This is a genomic window from Methylobacterium sp. BTF04 (assembly GCF_010692745.1).
GTDB lineage: Bacteria > Pseudomonadota > Alphaproteobacteria > Rhizobiales > Beijerinckiaceae > Methylobacterium.
Map to the genome: position 1 here is coordinate 85,027 of NZ_JAAHTB010000004.1, position 17,886 is coordinate 102,912.

General features: G+C 67.2%; 11 protein-coding genes. 6 read left to right on the forward strand and 5 right to left on the reverse strand.

Translation table 11 applies throughout. The annotated features are described in order from the left end of the window. Nucleotides 1–10: 10 nt before the first annotated feature. From G3T14_RS04010 to G3T14_RS04020, 3 genes are all read right to left on the reverse strand, one after another. Complete coding sequence (locus tag G3T14_RS04010) at nt 11–2,245, reverse strand: RNA degradosome polyphosphate kinase (RefSeq protein WP_246732909.1); 2,235 nt, start codon at nt 2,243–2,245, stop codon at nt 11–13. Between the two features lie 436 nt (nt 2,246–2,681). Then, entirely contained in the window at nt 2,682–3,440 is a 759-nt protein-coding gene (locus G3T14_RS04015) for a hypothetical protein (protein WP_163640284.1), read from the reverse strand. After that, complete coding sequence (locus G3T14_RS04020) at nt 3,440–4,531, reverse strand: AI-2E family transporter (RefSeq protein WP_163640285.1); 1,092 nt, start codon at nt 4,529–4,531, stop codon at nt 3,440–3,442. Before G3T14_RS04020 ends, G3T14_RS04015 begins: the two co-directional genes overlap by 1 nt. Nucleotides 4,532–4,721: 190 nt before the next feature. Between G3T14_RS04020 and purM the strand changes: the two genes are divergently transcribed. From purM to G3T14_RS04035, 3 genes are all read left to right on the forward strand, one after another. Beyond that, a complete protein-coding gene (purM, locus tag G3T14_RS04025; protein ID WP_163640286.1) occupies nt 4,722–5,792 on the forward strand; it encodes a phosphoribosylformylglycinamidine cyclo-ligase in 1,071 nt (356 codons plus the stop codon). Continuing rightward, nucleotides 5,789–6,445, forward strand: coding sequence for a phosphoribosylglycinamide formyltransferase (gene purN / locus G3T14_RS04030; protein ID WP_163640287.1), 657 nt, complete (start codon nt 5,789–5,791; stop codon nt 6,443–6,445). Before purM ends, purN begins: the two co-directional genes overlap by 4 nt. Before the next feature lie 470 nt (nt 6,446–6,915). Beyond that, nucleotides 6,916–8,217, forward strand: coding sequence for a hypothetical protein (locus tag G3T14_RS04035; protein WP_163640289.1), 1,302 nt, complete (start codon nt 6,916–6,918; stop codon nt 8,215–8,217). Between the two features lie 64 nt (nt 8,218–8,281). Here G3T14_RS04035 and G3T14_RS04040 read toward each other — a convergent pair whose 3' ends face one another. Beyond that, complete coding sequence (locus tag G3T14_RS04040) at nt 8,282–9,232, reverse strand: aspartate carbamoyltransferase catalytic subunit (protein ID WP_163640291.1); 951 nt, start codon at nt 9,230–9,232, stop codon at nt 8,282–8,284. 282 nt (nt 9,233–9,514) lie between these two features. Here G3T14_RS04040 and topA point away from each other — a divergent pair, with 282 nt between their 5' ends. The 3 genes from topA to parE all read left to right on the forward strand — a co-directional run bounded on the left by topA (nt 9,515) and on the right by parE (nt 16,600). Beyond that, nucleotides 9,515–12,286 carry a type I DNA topoisomerase gene (gene topA / locus G3T14_RS04045; protein WP_163640293.1) on the forward strand — a complete coding sequence of 924 codons (2,772 nt, stop codon included), beginning with the start codon at nt 9,515–9,517 and terminating at the stop codon, nt 12,284–12,286. 138 nt (nt 12,287–12,424) lie between these two features. Further along, nucleotides 12,425–14,398 (forward strand): PhoX family phosphatase, encoded by a 1,974-nt coding sequence (locus G3T14_RS04050; protein WP_163640486.1) that lies wholly within the window; start codon nt 12,425–12,427, stop codon nt 14,396–14,398. Nucleotides 14,399–14,518: 120 nt separating this feature from the next. Continuing rightward, complete coding sequence (parE, locus tag G3T14_RS04055; protein ID WP_163640295.1) at nt 14,519–16,600, forward strand: DNA topoisomerase IV subunit B; 2,082 nt, start codon at nt 14,519–14,521, stop codon at nt 16,598–16,600. A 17-nt stretch (nt 16,601–16,617) separates the two neighbouring features. Here parE and G3T14_RS04060 read toward each other — a convergent pair whose 3' ends face one another. After that, entirely contained in the window at nt 16,618–17,238 is a 621-nt protein-coding gene (locus tag G3T14_RS04060; RefSeq protein ID WP_163640296.1) for a hypothetical protein, read from the reverse strand. Nucleotides 17,239–17,886 lie beyond the last annotated feature (648 nt).

Consider the following 17,886-nt stretch of genomic DNA (forward strand, 5'->3'; position numbering starts at 1 on the left):
ACTCGGTCTATCAGGGGCGCTGGGCCCGACGGCTCAGCGCGCGCGGACTCGACTTCTTCGACGACTTGCCGCGCCCGGACAGGCTCGGATTCGTCATGAAGTACTTATGGGCATTGAACGGTTCCTCGCCCTCGGCCGGCTGGACCCGCTCGCTCGCGCCAGACGCCAGTACACGCCAGCTCTGGCGGTTGTCGAGGAGGTTGGCGAGCATGATCTGGTCGAGCACCTGCTGGTGCACCGTCGCGGTGGTGATCGGCAGCATGGCTTCCACCCGGCGGTCGAGATTGCGGCTCATCAGGTCGGCCGAGGCGATGTAGACGGTGGCCTTGGGGTGGGGCAGCCCGACGCCGTTGCCGAAGGCGTAGATGCGGCCGTGCTCGAGGAAGCGCCCGACGATGGACTTGACCCGGATCGTCTCCGACAGGCCGGGAATGCCGGGCCTGAGGCAGCAGATGCCGCGCACCACGCAGTCGATCTGCACGCCGGCCGTGCTCGCGTCGTAGAGCGCGTCGATGATCTGCTGGTCGACCAGCGAGTTGCATTTGATCCAGATCGCCGCCGGGCGCCCGGCCTTGGCGTGGGCGATCTCCTGCTCGATGTTCTCGAGCAGGCGCGGCTTCAGGGTCAGCGGCGAGACCGCCATGCGCTCCAGCCCGGCGGGCTCGGCGTAGCCGGTGATGTAGTTGAAGATCCGGCTGACGTCGCGGGCCACCACCGGGTCGGCGGTGAAGAACGACAGGTCGGTGTAGATGCGCGCGGTGATCGGATGATAATTGCCGGTGCCGACGTGGCAGTAGGTCACGAGCTTGTCGCCCTCGCGCCGCACCACCATCGACAGCTTGGCGTGGGTCTTCAGCTCGATGAAGCCGAACACCACCTGGGCGCCGGCCTTCTCCAGGTCGCGCGCCCAGCGGATGTTGGCCTCCTCGTCGAAGCGGGCCTTGAGTTCGACCAGCGCGGTCACCGACTTGCCGAGTTCGGCCGCCTCGGCGAGGGCCGCCACGATCGGCGAGTTCGACGAGGTGCGGTAGAGCGTCTGCTTGATCGCCACCACGTTGGGGTCGCGGGCGGCCTGGGCCAGGAACTGCACCACCGAATCGAAGGATTCGTAAGGGTGATGGACGATGAAGTCCTTCTGCCGGATCGCCGCGAACACGTCGCCGCCGCTCTCGCGGATGCGCTCGGGGAAGCGCGGGTTGTACGACTTGAACTTGAGCTCGGGGCGGTCGATCCCGACGATCTGCGAAAGCTCGTTGAGGGCCAGCATCCCCTCCACCAGGAACACCGCGTCGAGGCCGATCTCGAGCTCGTCGGCGACGAAGGCGCGCAGATCCTCCGACATGCCCGACTCGACTTCGAGGCGGATGACGATGCCGCGCCGGCGTTGCTTGAGCGCCGTCTCGAAATGCAGGACGAGGTCCTCGGCCTCCTCCTCGATTTCGAGATCGGAATCCCGGATCACCCGGAACGCCCCATGTCCGCGCAGGGAGTAGCCCGGGAACAGCCGCCCGGTGAACATCACGATCACCTGCTCGATGGCGATGAAGCGGGCGGTGGACTCGGTGTCGGCATCGGGAAGGCGCACGAAGCGATCGACCACCGACGGCAGGCGGATCAGGGCGCGCAGCACTCGGCCGTCGCGCGGGCGCATCAGCATCAGGGCGATGGTGGAGCCGAGATTCGGGATGAACGGGAACGGATGCGCCGGATCGATGGCGAGCGGCGTCAGCACCGGGAAGACGTGGCTGAGGAAGTACTCCTCGAGCCAGGCCTTGTGCTCGGGGCTCAGGGAGGCCGGCTCGGTGAGTTCGATGCCGACGCCGTGCAACTCGGCCCGCAATTCGCGCCAGCGCTGCTGCTGGTCCAGCGCCAGGCGCGAGACGCTGGTGCCGATGCGGGCGAGCTGCTCGGACGGGGTCAGGCCGTCCTGCGAGGGCAGGACCAAGCCGGCGCGGACCTGATCGTGCAGGCCGGCGACCCGCACCATGAAGAACTCGTCGAGGTTGTTGGCCGAGATCGAGAGAAAGCGCAGCTGCTCCAGCAGCGGGTGGTTCGGGTTGGAGGCCTCCTCCAGCACCCGGCGGTTGAACTGCAGCCACGACAATTCGCGGTTGACGAAGCGCTCGGGCGAGTGGCGCAGGGCCTGGCCGGCCTCCAGCACCAAATCGCGGGCATCCGCCTCGGCGGTCGGAAGCTCCGACGCGGCGGCGTCCGCTACGGGCTTGGGCGGCGTCGGCAGCTCCATCAGTGGCCCGTCCGCGAGCGGCAGGTCGACGTCAGGCAAGCGTACATCCGGCAGGTCGACGTCCGGTCCTGCTTTTACGGCGAGGGGGCCCGGCGCCACGGCGGGCGCGGCCGCTCTGGCCGCAGCGGCGGGGGCGCGTCTCGGCGCGGAGCGCGCGGCCCGGGGCCGGGCAGTTTTTGGAGGGACAGTCTTTGGAGGGGCAGTTTTGGAAAGCGCAGCCTTCACGCTGGCCGCCTTGACGTCGGTCGCTTTCACGCCGGTCGCCTCGGGCCCGGTCTCCGATGCGGCTGTACCCCCATCCGCCGAGTCCCTGTTCGGCCCGTGATCCGACGCGTGATCCGCCAAGTGTCGCTCTCCTCAATCTGGGGGGCGGCTTCCTAGCACGGGGAAGGCCGCGGTTTTTGACAGTTTGATGACAATCGCCGGACGGCGACTGTCACGGCGCTACGTCGTCGGGGTCCATCTCGTCGTCCGGGTCGGTCTCGTCGTCGCTCTCCCCGCTGCCGAGTCCGAGCCGCGCCAGCACCGCCAGCGCCAGCGGCTTGGTGATGCGCCGGCCCCGGCCGAGGGCGTCGCGGTCGAGTTCCGCCACCACCTGCCGGGCGCGGCCGAGCGAGCGGTCGATGCGCAAGGCCAAAGCCTCGACCACGGCGAGGTCGACCACGAGCTGGCGGTCCACGAACAGCTTGACGATGACCGCGCGCAGGAGCGCGTCGTCGGGGGGGAGGATCTGGGCGCCCGGCGCCAGCCGCAGGCGCGAGCGCAGATCCGCCGTCACCAGCCCGAGTGTGTCCACCGCCACCGAGGAGGTGAGCAGCACCGGGCAGGCCCGCTCGCGGGCGAGGTTGAGCAGATGGAACAGGGCGGCCTCGTCGCGGTCCTGTCCTCGGTCGATGTCCTCGATCACCACGGCGCCGTTGGAGACGAGATGGGGCACCTGCGCCGCCCCGATCTCGGCCGCCGGGGCGGTCCAGGCATGGGCCCGCGTCGCCCAGATCGAGGCGAGGTGGCTCTTGCCGCTGCCGGGCGGGCCGGTGAGAAGGCACACGGTGTCCGGCCAGTTCGGCCACGCTTCGACCATGCCGTAGGCCGCCGCGTTGGCCGGCCCCACCAGGAAGTCCTCGCGGCCGTAGCGCGGGTCCGCCGGCAGGTCGAAGGTGAGCTGGCGTGGGGGGGCGTTGTCGCGGGTCGCCATCAGGTCTCCCGGTGCGGCAGCAGCACCGGCCCATCGGCATGATAGAGCGGGCTCTGCAGGTAGCGGCCGAGCGCGAAACGCACCAGCACGCCGAGGGAGGCGGCCACCGGCACCGCGAGAAGCAAGCCGAGGAAGCCGAACAGGGAGCCGAAGGCGAGGAGCGCGAACATCAGCCAGACCGGATGCAGGCCCACCGATTCGCCCACGAGCTTGGGCGAGATGATGTTGCCCTCGAGGAACTGGCCGACCACGAACACCCCGATGGTGAGCCCGATATGCAGCCAGTCGGAATCCGGCCAGAACTGCGCCAGGGCCACGCCGGCCGAGAGCAGGAATCCGGTGAGCGTGCCGACATAGGGAATGAAGGTGAGGAAGCCCGCGATGAGGCCGATCAGCACCCCGAAATTCAGCCCGACGCAGAACAGCCCCACCGCATAGAACGTGCCGAGGATGAGGCAGACCAGCGTCTGGCCGCGCACGAAGCCGGTGACCGCCTGGTTGATCTCGCGCCCGAGGCGCCGCACCACCGGACGGTGCCGCGGGGGCACCCAGCCGTCGAGTGCGGCGATCATCCGGTCCCAGTCCACCAGCAGGTAGAACGCCACCACCGGCGTCACCACCAGCAGCGAGGCGATGGAGACCAGGGCCTGGCTCCCCGACCACAGCGATTTGAGGAACGACAGGAACCAGGTGCCGCCCTGGCCCACCAGGGTGCCGACGGAGGATTGCAGCTCGCCGAGCACATCCGCCCCGCCGACGCGCTGGAGCAGAGGGCCGGCCTTCTCGGCCAGAATCCCCTGCAGCCGCGAGACCATGCCGGGGAGGGTGCCCACCAGCGCCGAGACCTGATTGGCGGCCAGCGGCACGACGATGAGCAGGGCCAGCACGAGGGCGACCACGAACGTCGCCAGGATCAGCAGGGAGGCGGAAAGCCGCCCGAGCCCGAGCCGCTCCAGTCGGTCGGCGAGCGGATCGAGCAGGTAGGCCAGCCCGAGGCCGGCCACGAACGGCAGCATCACGTCGGAGAGGAGATAGAGCAGCAGGACGACGCCCCCCAGCGCCAGACATCCGATCACCGCCCTGCCGCGCATCGGCCGTCTCCTCGCACCCGTCGCTCGTTCGCGCACGAGAGTGGGAACGCCGCGGGTCACGGTCAAGCCGGCGCGGCACCGGCGGGAGCCATCCGGGCAGAAGACGCGCGGCAGAAGAGCAGAAGACTCGCGAAGGCGCGCCGGAATGGTTAGAGGTGGCCCAACGGCGGATCGAAGAAAGCGGCGCGGAATGACGGCTGAGCCCAAACCCGGAATGACCTACGCGGAAGCGGGCGTCGACATCGATGCCGGCAATGCCATGGTCGAGACCATCAAGCCGCTGGTGCGGGCCACGCGCCGGCCGGGGGCGGATGCCGAGATCGGCGGCTTCGGCGGCCTGTTCGACCTCAAGGCCGCCGGTTTCCGGGATCCGATCCTGGTGGCGGCCAATGACGGCGTCGGCACCAAGGTAAAGATCGCCATCGAGACCGGGCGTCACGACACCATCGGCATCGACCTCGTGGCGATGTGCGTGAACGACATCATCGTCCAGGGCGCCGAGCCCCTGTTCTTCCTCGATTACTTCGCCACGGCCAAGCTGGTGCCGGGGGTGGGCGCCGACATCGTGCGCGGCATCGCGGCGGGCTGCCGGATCGCCGGCTGCGCGCTCATCGGCGGCGAGACCGCCGAGATGCCGGGCCTGTACAACGGCGCGGATTACGATCTGGCCGGCTTCAGCGTCGGGGCGGCCGAGCGCGGCACCCTGCTGCCGCGCGGCAACATCGTGCCCGGCGACGTGGTTTTGGGCCTGCCCTCCTCGGGCGTGCATTCCAACGGCTTCTCGCTGGTGCGCCGCATCGTCGAGAAGAGCGGCCTGTCCTATGACGATCCGGCTCCGTTCGAGCCCACCCGGACCCTGGGCGAGGCACTGCTGGAGCCGACCCAGATCTACGTGAAGCCGCTGCTGGCGGCGCTCCGGAGCACCGACGGGATCAAGGCGCTCGCCCACATCACCGGTGGCGGCTTTCCCGACAACCTCCCGCGCGTGCTGCCCGATGGGGTCGGCATCCGCATCGACCTCGACGCGATCATCCCGCCGCCGGTCTTCGGCTGGCTCTCGGAGGTGGGCGGCGTCGCCGAATCCGAGATGCTGCGCACCTTCAACTGCGGCATCGGCATGGTGGTGGTGGTCTCGCCGGAGCGCGTCAGTGCGGTGTCGAAGGCCCTCGACCTCGGCGGGGCTTCGCCGGTGCGCCTCGGTCGCATCACCGCGCGCGGCGCCGAGCCGGTGACCTTCGAAGGCCGGCTCGCCTTCCGATGACGTCACCCCGGAAGTGTCGGGTCGCGATCCTGATCTCGGGGCGCGGCTCGAACATGGCCTCGCTGATCGCGGCGGCGCGGGCGCCGGACTATCCGGCCGAGATCGTGCTCGTGGCCTCCAACCGGCCGGAGGCCGGGGGGCTCGCCGCGGCGGCGCAGGCCGGCATCGCCACCCGGGCGCTCGACCACAAGGCCCATGCGAGCCGGGCCGCCTTCGACGCGGCCCTGCAGCTCGAGCTCGTCGCCGCCGGGATCGACCTCGTGGTGCTCGCCGGCTTCATGCGGATCTTTTCCGACGGCTTCGTCGAGGCCTGGGCGGGCCGCATGATCAACATCCACCCCTCGCTGCTGCCGCTGTTCAAGGGCGTCCACACCCACGACCAGGCGCTTGCTGCCGGGGTCCGCCTGCACGGCTGCACCGTGCATTACGTGGTGCCCGAACTCGATGCCGGCCCGATCATCGCCCAGGCCGCCGTGCCGGTTCATCCCGGCGACGATGCCGATGCGCTCGCCGCCCGCATCCTGGTGCAGGAGCACCGCCTCTATCCGGCAGCCCTCGCGCTGGTGGCCGGCGGCCAAGTGCGGCTGGAGGAGGGGCGGGTGACGTTCTCGGCGGATGTGGCCGGTGGCGCGGGCGCGCTGCTGAGCCTGTGAAGCCTGGCCAGCGACCCGATCGACAGGGGCAGGCCCAGGACGCGCCGATAGAGGTCGAGGCGGCGCAAGGTCCGGCGTTTCGCATCGGGCGAGAGCGTCGCGGATGCGTGCCCGGCCGCGGTGAGCACGATATCGGCGTCGCGTGGCGCCAACGCCGCCAGGGCGCGAAGCGGCGGGAGGGGGAAAGAAGCATCGTCCATGGCCGCTGCTACGGTGCCGGCGGCGGCTTCGGGTTCACGCGCCGCGACCAAATCCGCCGGCATGATTGACGCGCGGTTAGCGGGGTGTCCGACCGGGCGGGGTTCGACGGGCAACGGGCACCCCGATCACGCGTTCGGCAGGTGGGACGCGGCCGGGCGAATCGCCCCCACTGTCGGTCTTCAATCTATTGAAATAGACTTTTGTTGACCTGGAATTTTCGATTGACTAGATCATTATAGGATAAATAATTTGATGATTGGAGTAATAAATTGGAAAAAATTACTCTTGCAAACATATTTGAACCGAGACGAAGTCGTGTAGTCGAAGATTTCCGTATCTCGCTCGCCGGATCGAGAGTTTGTTTAGTAAATTTCGCGACTGGAACTATATTTGAAGAAGGGCAGCGACTTCAAAATAGCTCGGCGGCCTTGTCGGGTGAATTCGATTTCATCCGCGCGTGGTCGAAGCCGCGCTTGATGGAAACGGAATTTTATCAAGAAAACAAAGATATTCTTGAATTGCCTCGCGGTGCCGGATGCTGGCTTTGGAAGCCGTATATCATCGGCGATGCGATCTCTTTCCTTAAGGATGGAGATTTTGTCATTTACTGCGATACGGGCCTAGATGCCACGCGATCGATCGATCATTCTATATTCCCGCTCTGTGCGTGGCTCGCCGAGAAACCCAACCGGATCGGTGTCACGCATCTTTCAGGCTACAAAAACTTAGCGTGGACGAAACGTGACTGCTTTTTCTATATGGACTGCAACGAACCTGGGTATTGGGAGGTTGACCAGATACAGGCGTCGTATGTCGCTTTGCAGATCAATCCCTACACGCGTTCTCTGGTAAAGTATTGGGTCGAGGCCAGCCGAGATAGGCGGATCATCACTGACGATACCAACGTGTGCGGCCTAGACGACCATCCCGAATTTATTGAGCATCGGCATGATCAAAGTATTCTCACAAATCTTATTTTGAAATATGGATTTGAGTTTCCGCGCAACGATTCCGCGCTCGCCCTGAAAAAGAATATCAACGATTTGCTCCACAAGAAGCTAAATAGGGCTGCGGCCGTTGCAAAAGGCTTCAGAGTTACTGAATGTCGAGCAGAGAAAAGCTCACTTTCGTTTTGGTCTCCTCATCGGAATGGAGCATCTCTCGCTTTAGACGTACAGCATCCTCACGCCTATGCCTTTCACACTGATCGAGAGCATGCTCCCTGGTGGATGGCACGATTCAAAGAATGCAAGCTCTCCGAAATTCAGATCCGCAACCGGGTCGATGCCGAACACGCTCGTGCTGCCTCACTGTGTGTGGAGGTGGAGACCGCGCCGGATCAATGGGTTGAGGTCTTCGATGCAAAATTTATGCAGTGGAATTTGAAGTCACCAATTATATTGGAACTATCCGGTATCAAGGCACAAGGTGTTCGCGTATCATTGCGCGCTGAAGAATTTCTGCATTTACATTCAGTCGGTATCTTCAGTTCAGAGCCGCACATCCCTAGGGTGGAAAGTGTGGACCTAATGCAGGAAGTACAAACCGTATCGAATGATCTCACTGATTGAAGATGCATTCGATCGAGGTGCATCCTGTGTCTTTTCACAAGGCGCCAGGACCTAATTTTAAGAATCACGCGTTCGGCAGATGCGTCGCCAGCGCTTCCAGCACCGCCATGCGCACGGCGACGCCCATCTCCACCTGTTCGCGGATGAGCGATTGCGCGCCATCGGCCACTTCCGAGGAAATCTCGACGCCGCGGTTCATCGGGCCCGGATGCATCACCAGGGCGTCGGGGGCGGCCAGGCGCAGTTTGTCGGCGTCGAGGCCGAAATAGCGGAAATACTCCTTCACCGAGGGCACGAACGAGCCGTTCATGCGCTCGCGCTGGAGGCGCAGCATCATGACGATGTCGCAGCCAGCCAACCCTTTGCGCATATCGGTGAAGACCGTGACGCCGAAGCGCTCGATGCCGGTGGGGAGCAGCGTCGAGGGGCCGATGACCCGGACCTGGGCGCCGAGCGCCTGCAACAGGATGATGTTGGAACGGGCGACCCGGCTGTGGAGCACGTCGCCGCAGATCGCCACAGTCAGGCCCTCGATCCGGCCCTTGTTGCGGCGGATGGTCAGCGCGTCGAGGAGGGCCTGCGTCGGGTGCTCGTGGGCGCCGTCGCCGGCATTGACCACGGCGCAATCGACCTTGCGGGCGAGGAGATGCACGGCGCCCGCCGCATGGTGGCGCACCACGATGATGTCGGGGCGCATGGCGTTGAGGGTCGCCGCGGTGTCGATGAGGGTCTCGCCCTTCTTCACCGAGGACGAGGCCACCGACATGTTCATCACGTCGGCGCCGAGGCGCTTGCCGGCGAGTTCGAACGAGGATTGCGTCCGGGTCGAGGGCTCGAAGAACAGGTTGATCTGGGTGCGTCCGCGCAAGGTGGTGCGCTTCTTCTCCACCTGCCGCGACAGGGCCACGGCGTCGTCGGCGCGCGCCAGCAGGGCCTCGATGTCGGGGCGCGACAGCCCCTCGATGCCGAGGAGATGGCGGTGCGGGAAGCCGGGTGCGGACGGAGCGTTTGTCATCACCGGGCCAGCGCTACAGCGGGCGCGCGAAGGCCGCAAGACAGAGACTCGCGACAACGGGGCGCCGGCCCGGACCATCGCGCACGTCCCGCGCCCGGACGGCGCGGCCCGACGGAGCCCGATCCCGCCTCCATTTGACATCGCCCCGACGTTAACCCACTTCATGCCCCGCGAAAGGCCCCCTCCGAGGGCGCCACGCCTCCCGCACCGTCCCGAGCGTGCGCCCTTTGCGCATCCGGCCGCTGTCGCGGGCAGGCCCTGACGAGAGGCTAGAATCCGTCCATGAAAGTCGTCGTCGTCGAGTCGCCGGCCAAGGCCAAGACGATCAACAAGTACCTCGGCCGCGACTACGAGGTGCTCGCCTCGTTCGGCCATATTCGCGACCTGCCCGCCAAGGACGGCTCCGTCGACCCGGAGGCCGATTTCCACATGCTGTGGGAGCTGGACGAACGCGGCTCAAAGCGCGTCTCCGACATCGTCAAGGCGCTCAAGGGCGCCGACGGCCTGATCCTGGCGACCGATCCGGATCGCGAGGGCGAGGCGATCTCGTGGCACGTGGTCGAGGCGTTGACCGCCCGGCGCGCCCTCAAGGGCATGCCGGTGGAGCGGGTGACCTTCAACGCCATCACCAAGTCGGCGGTGGACACCGCCATGCGCAATCCGCGCCAGATCGACCAGGCCCTGGTCGACGCTTATCTGGCCCGGCGCGCCCTCGACTACCTCGTCGGCTTCAACCTCTCTCCGGTCCTGTGGCGCAAGCTTCCTGGGGCCCGCTCGGCCGGCCGCGTGCAATCGGTGGCCTTGCGCCTCGTCTGCGAGCGCGAGCGCGAGATCGAGGTCTTCAAGCCGCGCGAGTACTGGTCGCTGGTGGCGACCCTGGTGACCGAAACCGGCGCGGTGTTCGAGGCCCGGCTCACCGGTGCCGACGGCAAGAAGATCCAGCGCCTCGACATCGGCAACGGCGCGGATGCGGCTGCGTTCAAGCGCGACCTCGAACTCGCCACCTTCTCGGTCGCCAGCGTCGAGGCCAAGCCCGCCAAGCGCCACCCGGCGCCGCCCTTCACCACCTCGACGCTGCAGCAGGAAGCCTCGCGTAAGCTCGGGATGGCCCCGGCCCAGACCATGCGGGCCGCGCAGAAACTGTACGAAGGCGTCGAGATCGGCGGCGAGACCGTGGGCCTCATCACCTACATGCGGACCGACGGCGTCGACATGGCGCCGGAGGCCATCGCCGATGCGCGCCGCGTCATCGCCAAGGAATACGGCGAGCGCTACCTGCCGGCGGCCCCGCGCAAGTACAGCACCAAGGCCAAGAACGCGCAGGAGGCCCACGAAGCCGTGCGCCCCACCGACATGGGCCGGCTGCCGAAGACGGTGGCCCGCACGGTGGATGCCGAGCAGGCCAAGCTCTACGAGTTGATCTGGACCCGCACGGTGGCGAGCCAGATGGAATCGGCCGAGCTGGAGCGCACCACCGTCGACGTGACCGCGGCGGTGGGGCCGCGCAAGCTGGAGCTGCGCGCCACCGGCCAGGTGGTGAAGTTCGATGGCTTCCTCACCCTCTACCAGGAGGGCAAGGACGACGAGGAGGACGAGGACGGCAAGCGCCTGCCGCCGATGAAGGCCGGCGACGCCCTGAAGCGCGAGCGCATCGCCTCGACCCAGCACTTCACCGAGCCGCCGCCGCGCTACTCCGAGGCCAGCCTCGTCAAGCGCATGGAAGAGCTCGGCATCGGGCGGCCCTCGACCTACGCGGCGATCCTGCAGACGCTGCGCGACAGAGAATATGTGAAGATCGAGAAGAAGCGGCTCGTGGCCGAGGACAAGGGCCGCCTCGTCACCGGCTTCCTCGAGAGCTTCTTCAAGCGCTACGTCGAGTACGACTTCACGGCCGAACTGGAGGGCCAGCTCGACCGCGTCTCCAATGCCGAGATCGACTGGCGCGAGGTGCTGCGTGAGTTCTGGAAGGATTTCTCCGCCGCCATCGCCGGCACCAAGGAGCTGCGCGTCACGGAAGTACTCGATGCGCTCAACGATCTTCTGGGCGCGCACATCTTTCCCGAAAAGGCCGACGGCTCGAATCCGCGCACCTGCCCGACCTGCGGCTCGGGCCAGCTCTCGCTGAAGCTCGGCAAGTTCGGCGCCTTCGTCGGCTGCTCGAACTACCCGGAGTGCAAGTACACCCGCCAACTCGCCGCCACCGGCGTCGAGGGGGATGGCGACGGCAGCTCGGAGAATGGCGGACAGCCCGGCACCCGCGTGCTCGGCACCGACCCGGTCTCGGGCCTGGCGGTCACCGTGCGCGACGGCCGCTTCGGCCCGTTCGTGCAGCTCGGTGAGGCTTCCACCGACAAGGAGGCGGCCAAGCCCAAGCGCTCCTCGATCCCCAAGGGCCTCAGCCCCTCGGCGGTGGATCTGGAGAAGGCCCTGAAGTTGCTGTCGCTGCCGCGCGAGGTCGCCAAGCATCCGGAGACCGGCGAGCCGATCCTGGCCAATCTCGGCCGCTTCGGACCCTACGTCCAGCACGGCAAGATGTACGCGAATCTCGGCCGCGACGACGACGTTCTGGAGATCGGCGCGAACCGCGCCATCGACATCATCGTCGCCAAGGAGCAGGGCGGCGGCCGGCGCGGTCCCGCCGCCGATCCCGGCCGACCGCTCGGCGCGCACCCGGAGAGCGGCAAGCCGATCGTGGTCAAATCGGGCAAGTACGGCCCCTACGTCACCGACGGCACCACCAACGCGACGCTGCCCAAGACCCTGGCGTCCGAGGACATCGCGCTGCCCCAGGCCCTGGAACTGATCGCCGCCCGCGAGGCGGCGGGGGGCTCCAAGAAGAAGGCTCCGGCCCGGAAGGCGGCAGGTGCCAAGACTGCCGGGACCAAGGCGCCGGCCAAGAAGGCCGCTGCGAAGAAGGCCGCGCCCCCTGAGGGTGACGCGACGCCCAAGGCCGCCGCCAAGAAGGCGCCGGCCAAAGCCGCTGCCAAGACGAGTGCTTCCAAGACGAGTGCTGCCAAACCCGCGGCGAAGACCGCCGTTCGCAAGAAGGCCTGACCCGGAAAAAGACCCTCCCCCTCTGCGGGGGAGGGTACCGGCAGAGCAGGAAGGAACACCGGCCGCCGAGCGTCATCGCCCTGCCATCGACGCCGGCTATGGGCGACGCTCGCCAAGATGCAGAGCCCGGAGCCGATGATGACGCAGCCGACGCGAACCCGCTCGCAGGCGGCGGAAGCCGCCGAGGATGCCGGCTCGAATCCGAGCCCCAACGCCACCTTCGGCGACGTGGTCGCCGCGCGCTTCGACCGGCGCGATCTCCTGCGCGGACTGCTCGGAGTCGGCGCCATCGCCGCCGTGGTGACGCCGCGCGCGCTCGCCGCCGGGAGCGCGCAGGCCGCCGAAACGCCGACGCGCTTTCCCTTCGCGGAAATCGAGGCGGGCTCGGACACGCACCACCATGTCGCGGCTGGCCACGATGCCGAGATCCTGATCCGCTGGGGCGACCCGGTCCTGCCCGGCGCTCCGGCCTTCGATCCGTACAACCAGTCGGCGGCGGCGCAGGCCCAGCAATTCGGCTACAACAACGACTTCGTCGGCTACTTCCCGATGCCGGGGGCGGCCGATCCGGCGGGCCACGGCCTGCTGGTGATCAACCACGAATACACCAACGAGGAACTGATGTTCCCGGGCCTGGGGCGCCAGGACATCAAGTCGGTCGCCTTCGCGGGCATGACGCAGGCCCTCGTCGACATCGAGATGGCGGCCCATGGCGGTTCGGTGATCGAGATCAAGCGGACCGCCGGACGCTGGGCGGTGGTGCCGGATTCGCGCTACGCCCGCCGCATCACCGTGGAGACGCCGATGGTGCTGTCGGGTCCGGCCGCCGGCGCCGAACGGCTCAGGACCGCCGCCGACCCCACCGGCCGCGCGGTCCACGGCATGATCAACAACTGCGCCGGCGGCACGACCCCGTGGGGCACGTGGCTCACCTGCGAGGAGAACATCAACTACTACTTTTCGGGAGCGCTCCCGCCGGATTCGCCGGAAGCCGCCAACCACAAGCGCTTCAATCTCCCCAACAGCGCCTATGCCTGGGGCCGCTTCCACGAACGCTTCGACATCTCGAAAACCCCGCACGAGCCCAACCGCTTCGGCTGGGTGGTGGAGATCGATCCGTTCGATCCGACCGCGACCCCGAAGAAGCGCACCGCCATGGGCCGGTTCAAGCACGAGGGCGCCGCCGGGATCATCGCGAAAACCGGTCAGTACGTCGTCTACCAGGGCGACGACGAGCGCTTCGACTACATCTACAAGTTCGTCACCACCGGCCGGGCGGAGAGCGGCGACCGCGACCTCCTCGATTCCGGCACGTTGCACGTCGCCCGCTTCGACACGGACGGGCGCGGTGCGTGGATGCCGCTGGTGTTCGGCCAGGGTCCGCTGACCCCGCAGAACGGCTTCCACTCCCAGGCCGACGTGCTGATCGGGACGCGACTCGCCGCCGATCTCCTCGGCGCCACCAAGATGGACCGTCCCGAGGACGTCGAGGCGAACCCGAAGACCGGCAAGGTCTACGTGATGCTCACCAACAACGGAAAGCGCACACCCGACCAGGTCGACGCCGTGAACCCGCGCGCCGACAACCGCTTCGGCCACATCGTCGAACTCACCCCCGATGCCGACGACCACGCCGCCTTGGGGTTCGGCTGGGAGATCCTGGTGCGTTGCGGCGACCCGGCGATCGCGGCGGTGGGCGCCACCTTCTCGTCGGCCACCACCCGGAACGGCTGGTTCGGCATGCCGGACAATTGCGCGGTGGACGGCCAGGGCCGGCTCTGGGTCGCCACCGACGGCAACTCGCCCGCGCGCACCGGCCGCGCCGACGGGATCTGGGCCCTGGAGACGGACGGGCAGGGCCGCGGCACCGGCAAGCACTTCTTCCGGGTGCCGTGCGGCGCCGAGATGTGCGGGCCATATTTCACCCCCGACGACACCACCTTCTTCGTCGCCGTCCAGCATCCGGGCGAGGCCGACGAGGACGACCCCAAGGCTGTGCCCGCCACCTTCGAGGCGCCCTCCACCCGCTGGCCGGATTTCGACCCCGCCCTGCCGCCGCGCCCGGCGGTGCTGACGATCACCCGGCGCGGCGGCGGGCGCGTCGGCACCTGAGCGCTTCTGGGACAGCGTTAACGGAATCGGTGCACAGTCCAGGCAGAACGCCGGACTGGCGCGGGCCTTGCGGTACCGCAGCCATTCCCGTTTCCGTTTCGTTCTGGTAGGGTCGCGATCATGAAGCACCGCGAGACCCCCCGCGAGGCCGCCCCGGCGACGAGCCGTGGGCGGTCCACCGACCTGTTCGCCGGCGGCCCCGCCGCTCGACCGCTGCCGCCCGCCCATGACCGCAAGGCCGTGGCCCCCCCGGTGGACGCCGCCGAGGAGAGCTATGACGCCTCGTCGATCGGGGTGCTGGAGGGGCTGGAGCCGGTGCGCAAGCGCCCCGGCATGTATATCGGCGGCACCGACGAGCGGGCCCTGCACCACCTCTTCGCCGAGGTGGTGGACAATTCGATGGACGAGGCGGTGGCGGGCCATGCCAGCTTCATCGAGGTGGAGCTGGAGGAGAGCGGCTACCTCGTCGTGACCGATAACGGCCGTGGCATTCCGGTGGACCCGCACCCGAAATTTCCGGGAAAATCCGCCCTCGAAGTCATCATGACCGTCCTGCATGCGGGCGGTAAGTTCGATTCGAAGGTCTACCAGACCTCCGGCGGCCTGCACGGCGTCGGCATCTCCGTGGTCAATGCCCTTTCGGACGACCTCGAAGTCGAGGTCGCGCGCGCGCAGACTCTCTACCGCCAACGGTTTTCGCGCGGCCACGCCCAGGGCCCGCTCGAGGTCGTGGGCCGGGTGCAGAACCGACGCGGCACGCGGGTGCGCTTCCACCCCGATGCCGAGATCTTCGGCGCGCACAAGTTCGACCCGCGCCGCCTGTTCCGCATGGCGCGCTCCAAGGCCTACCTGTTCGGCGGCGTCGAGATCCGCTGGCGTTGCGCCCCCGCCCTGCTGGAGGGCATCGACGACATCCCGGCCGAGACCGTGCACCGCTTCCCCGGCGGGCTTCGCGATTATCTCACCCGCGATCTCGAGGGCAAGGAACTCGTCACCGACGCGATCTTCTCGGGCAAGATCACCAAGCCGGGCGGGCACGGCTCGCTCGAATGGGCGGTGGCCTGGATGGTGATCGAGGACGGGGTCTCGGCCTCCTACTGCAACACGATTCCCACCGCCGAGGGCGGCACCCACGAGAGCGGCCTGCGCGTGGCGCTTTTGCGGGCCCTGCGCGAGCATGCCGAGCGCGTCGGCCAGGCCAAGCGGATGACGTCGGTGACCACCGACGACGTGATGGCGACCTGCGCCTCGATGCTGTCGGTGTTCATCCGCGAGCCCGAATTCCAGGGCCAGACCAAGGATAAGCTCGCCACGGTGGAGGCCTCGCGCATCGTCGAGACCGCGATCCGCGATGCGTTCGACCATTGGCTCGCCGCCTCGCCGGCCCAGGCCAACAAGCTCCTCGACTGGGTGATCGACCGGGCCGAGGAACGCCTGCGCCGGCGCCAGGAGAAGGAGGTCGCGCGCAAATCCGCCACCCGCAAGCTGCGGCTGCCCGGCAAGCTCGCCGATTGCTCGAAGGCCGGCATGGCCGGCTCCGAGATCTTCATCGTCGAGGGCGATTCTGCCGGCGGCTCGGCCAAGCAGGCGCGCGACCGCGCCAGCCAGGCGATCCTGCCGTTGCGCGGAAAGATCCTCAACGTCGCCTCGGCGAGCCGGGACAAGATGGTCGCCAACCAGCTCATCTCCGACCTAACCCAGGCCCTCGGCTGCGGCACCGGCTCGGGCTATCGCGGCGAGGACCTGCGTTACGAGAAGGTCATCATCATGACCGACGCCGACGTCGACGGCGCCCACATCGCCTCGCTGCTGATCACCTTCTTTTACCGGCAGATGCCCAAGCTCATCGACAAGGGCCACCTCTACCTGGCGATTCCGCCACTCTACCGGCTGACCCACGGCGCCAAGACCGTCTATGCCCGCGACGACGCCGACAAGGAGCGGGTGATCAAGTCCGTGTTCAAGGGCGCCAAGGTCGAAATCGGCCGCTTCAAGGGCCTCGGCGAGATGATGCCGGCGCAGCTGAAGGAGACCACCATGGACCCCAAGAAGCGCACGCTCCTGCGCGTCGCGGTGCTGGAGGAGGCCCGCGCCTCCACCGGCGACGCGGTGGAACGCCTGATGGGCAACAAGCCCGAAGCACGCTTCGCCTTCATCTCCGAGCGGGCGGCGTTCGCGGACGGGGCCGAGCTGGATATCTGAGACCGGGCCGAGCCGCGTTACTTCGGCGGCGCGGTCTGGCCGGCCGTCCAGTCGATGGCCGCGTCGAACAGGGCCGCCCCGGCCGGCGTCAGGTTGCCGAAGGTCTCGTTGTCGAGGAACACCATCGTGCGGCGCGCCGGCGCGATGGCGTCGTAATCCATCGTCGCCCCCCTCTCGTAGCCGAAGATCACGGCATGGTCGGGCTCGCCCTGCACCGTGGCGATGATGGACGCCCCGAGGCCGGGCTTGCCCCAGTTCATCGGGGCGTCCTTCCCATAGACGGTGTTGACCCCGGCGGGCAGGCCCGCCGCCAGCGGATGGGGGGCGTTCACGAGCCAGACGAAATGCTCGGCCGGATCCTTGCCGAAATCCCGTCCGAGCTTGCGCCCGGTCATGGCCATGTCGTCGAGGAGGTCGCTCTCCCAGGTGAGCACCGGCACCGGAACGGTACGGTAGGCACCGAGCAGGTCGCGGCTCCGGATGTTCGAGGACAGGACCACTAGGTCGTAGCCGTCCGCCTGGGCGACGGGGTCGTACTGACTGCCCAGCGTGACGCTGTAGCCCCGCGTCTCGAGATGCGCCTTGATCGCCCGATCGGCCTGGACCCGCGGATTGTCCGGCTTGACGATGATCAGCACCTTTCGCGGCCCCGCGGCCCCGCGGCGGCGCAAGCGGCCGTGGTGAGCGCCGCGAGGAGGAGGGCGCCGAGTGCGGTGCGGAGGGGGTGGGGCATGGCGGATATTTCCGGTATTATGCAGCAACCTAACCTAAAAGCGTTGAGGTGATCGAATGCAATCATTTACTGAATGAATTACGCCCAGCCCCGATGAGCCTTCTACGTAATTTCCAGCGCGGGAATGGCAGAACACCCGAAAGGCCGATGCAACATCACCGAAAAACGCTGAGGTGATCGCGTATAGAATTCGGATTTCGTTCTAAGATTCCGCCCATGGCTCAGTGCTTTGGCTCTTGAACGAGAGACATCAAATCGCCAGTTTGTGACTTCAAAGACGCAGCATTCGGTGCCGCCAGAGAAACTTTTCGGGGCGGGTTCCGTTTAAGAGTGACTTGACATACTGTCATCGCTTGCGCCACACGCGCATCACGAAATCAAAATAAGAATGCAGCCGCTAGGTGGCGACCTAAGCGGCTTTGCCATATCCAGGAGAGTATGATGTCTGAGCAAGCGAGAGGGCCAGTGTCGGTCAATCGTCCGGCTCTGTTTATCGAGGGGTATCTTGATAGCCGCTTCAAGGCTGGCGACCGGCCGACTTATGGCTATCCTA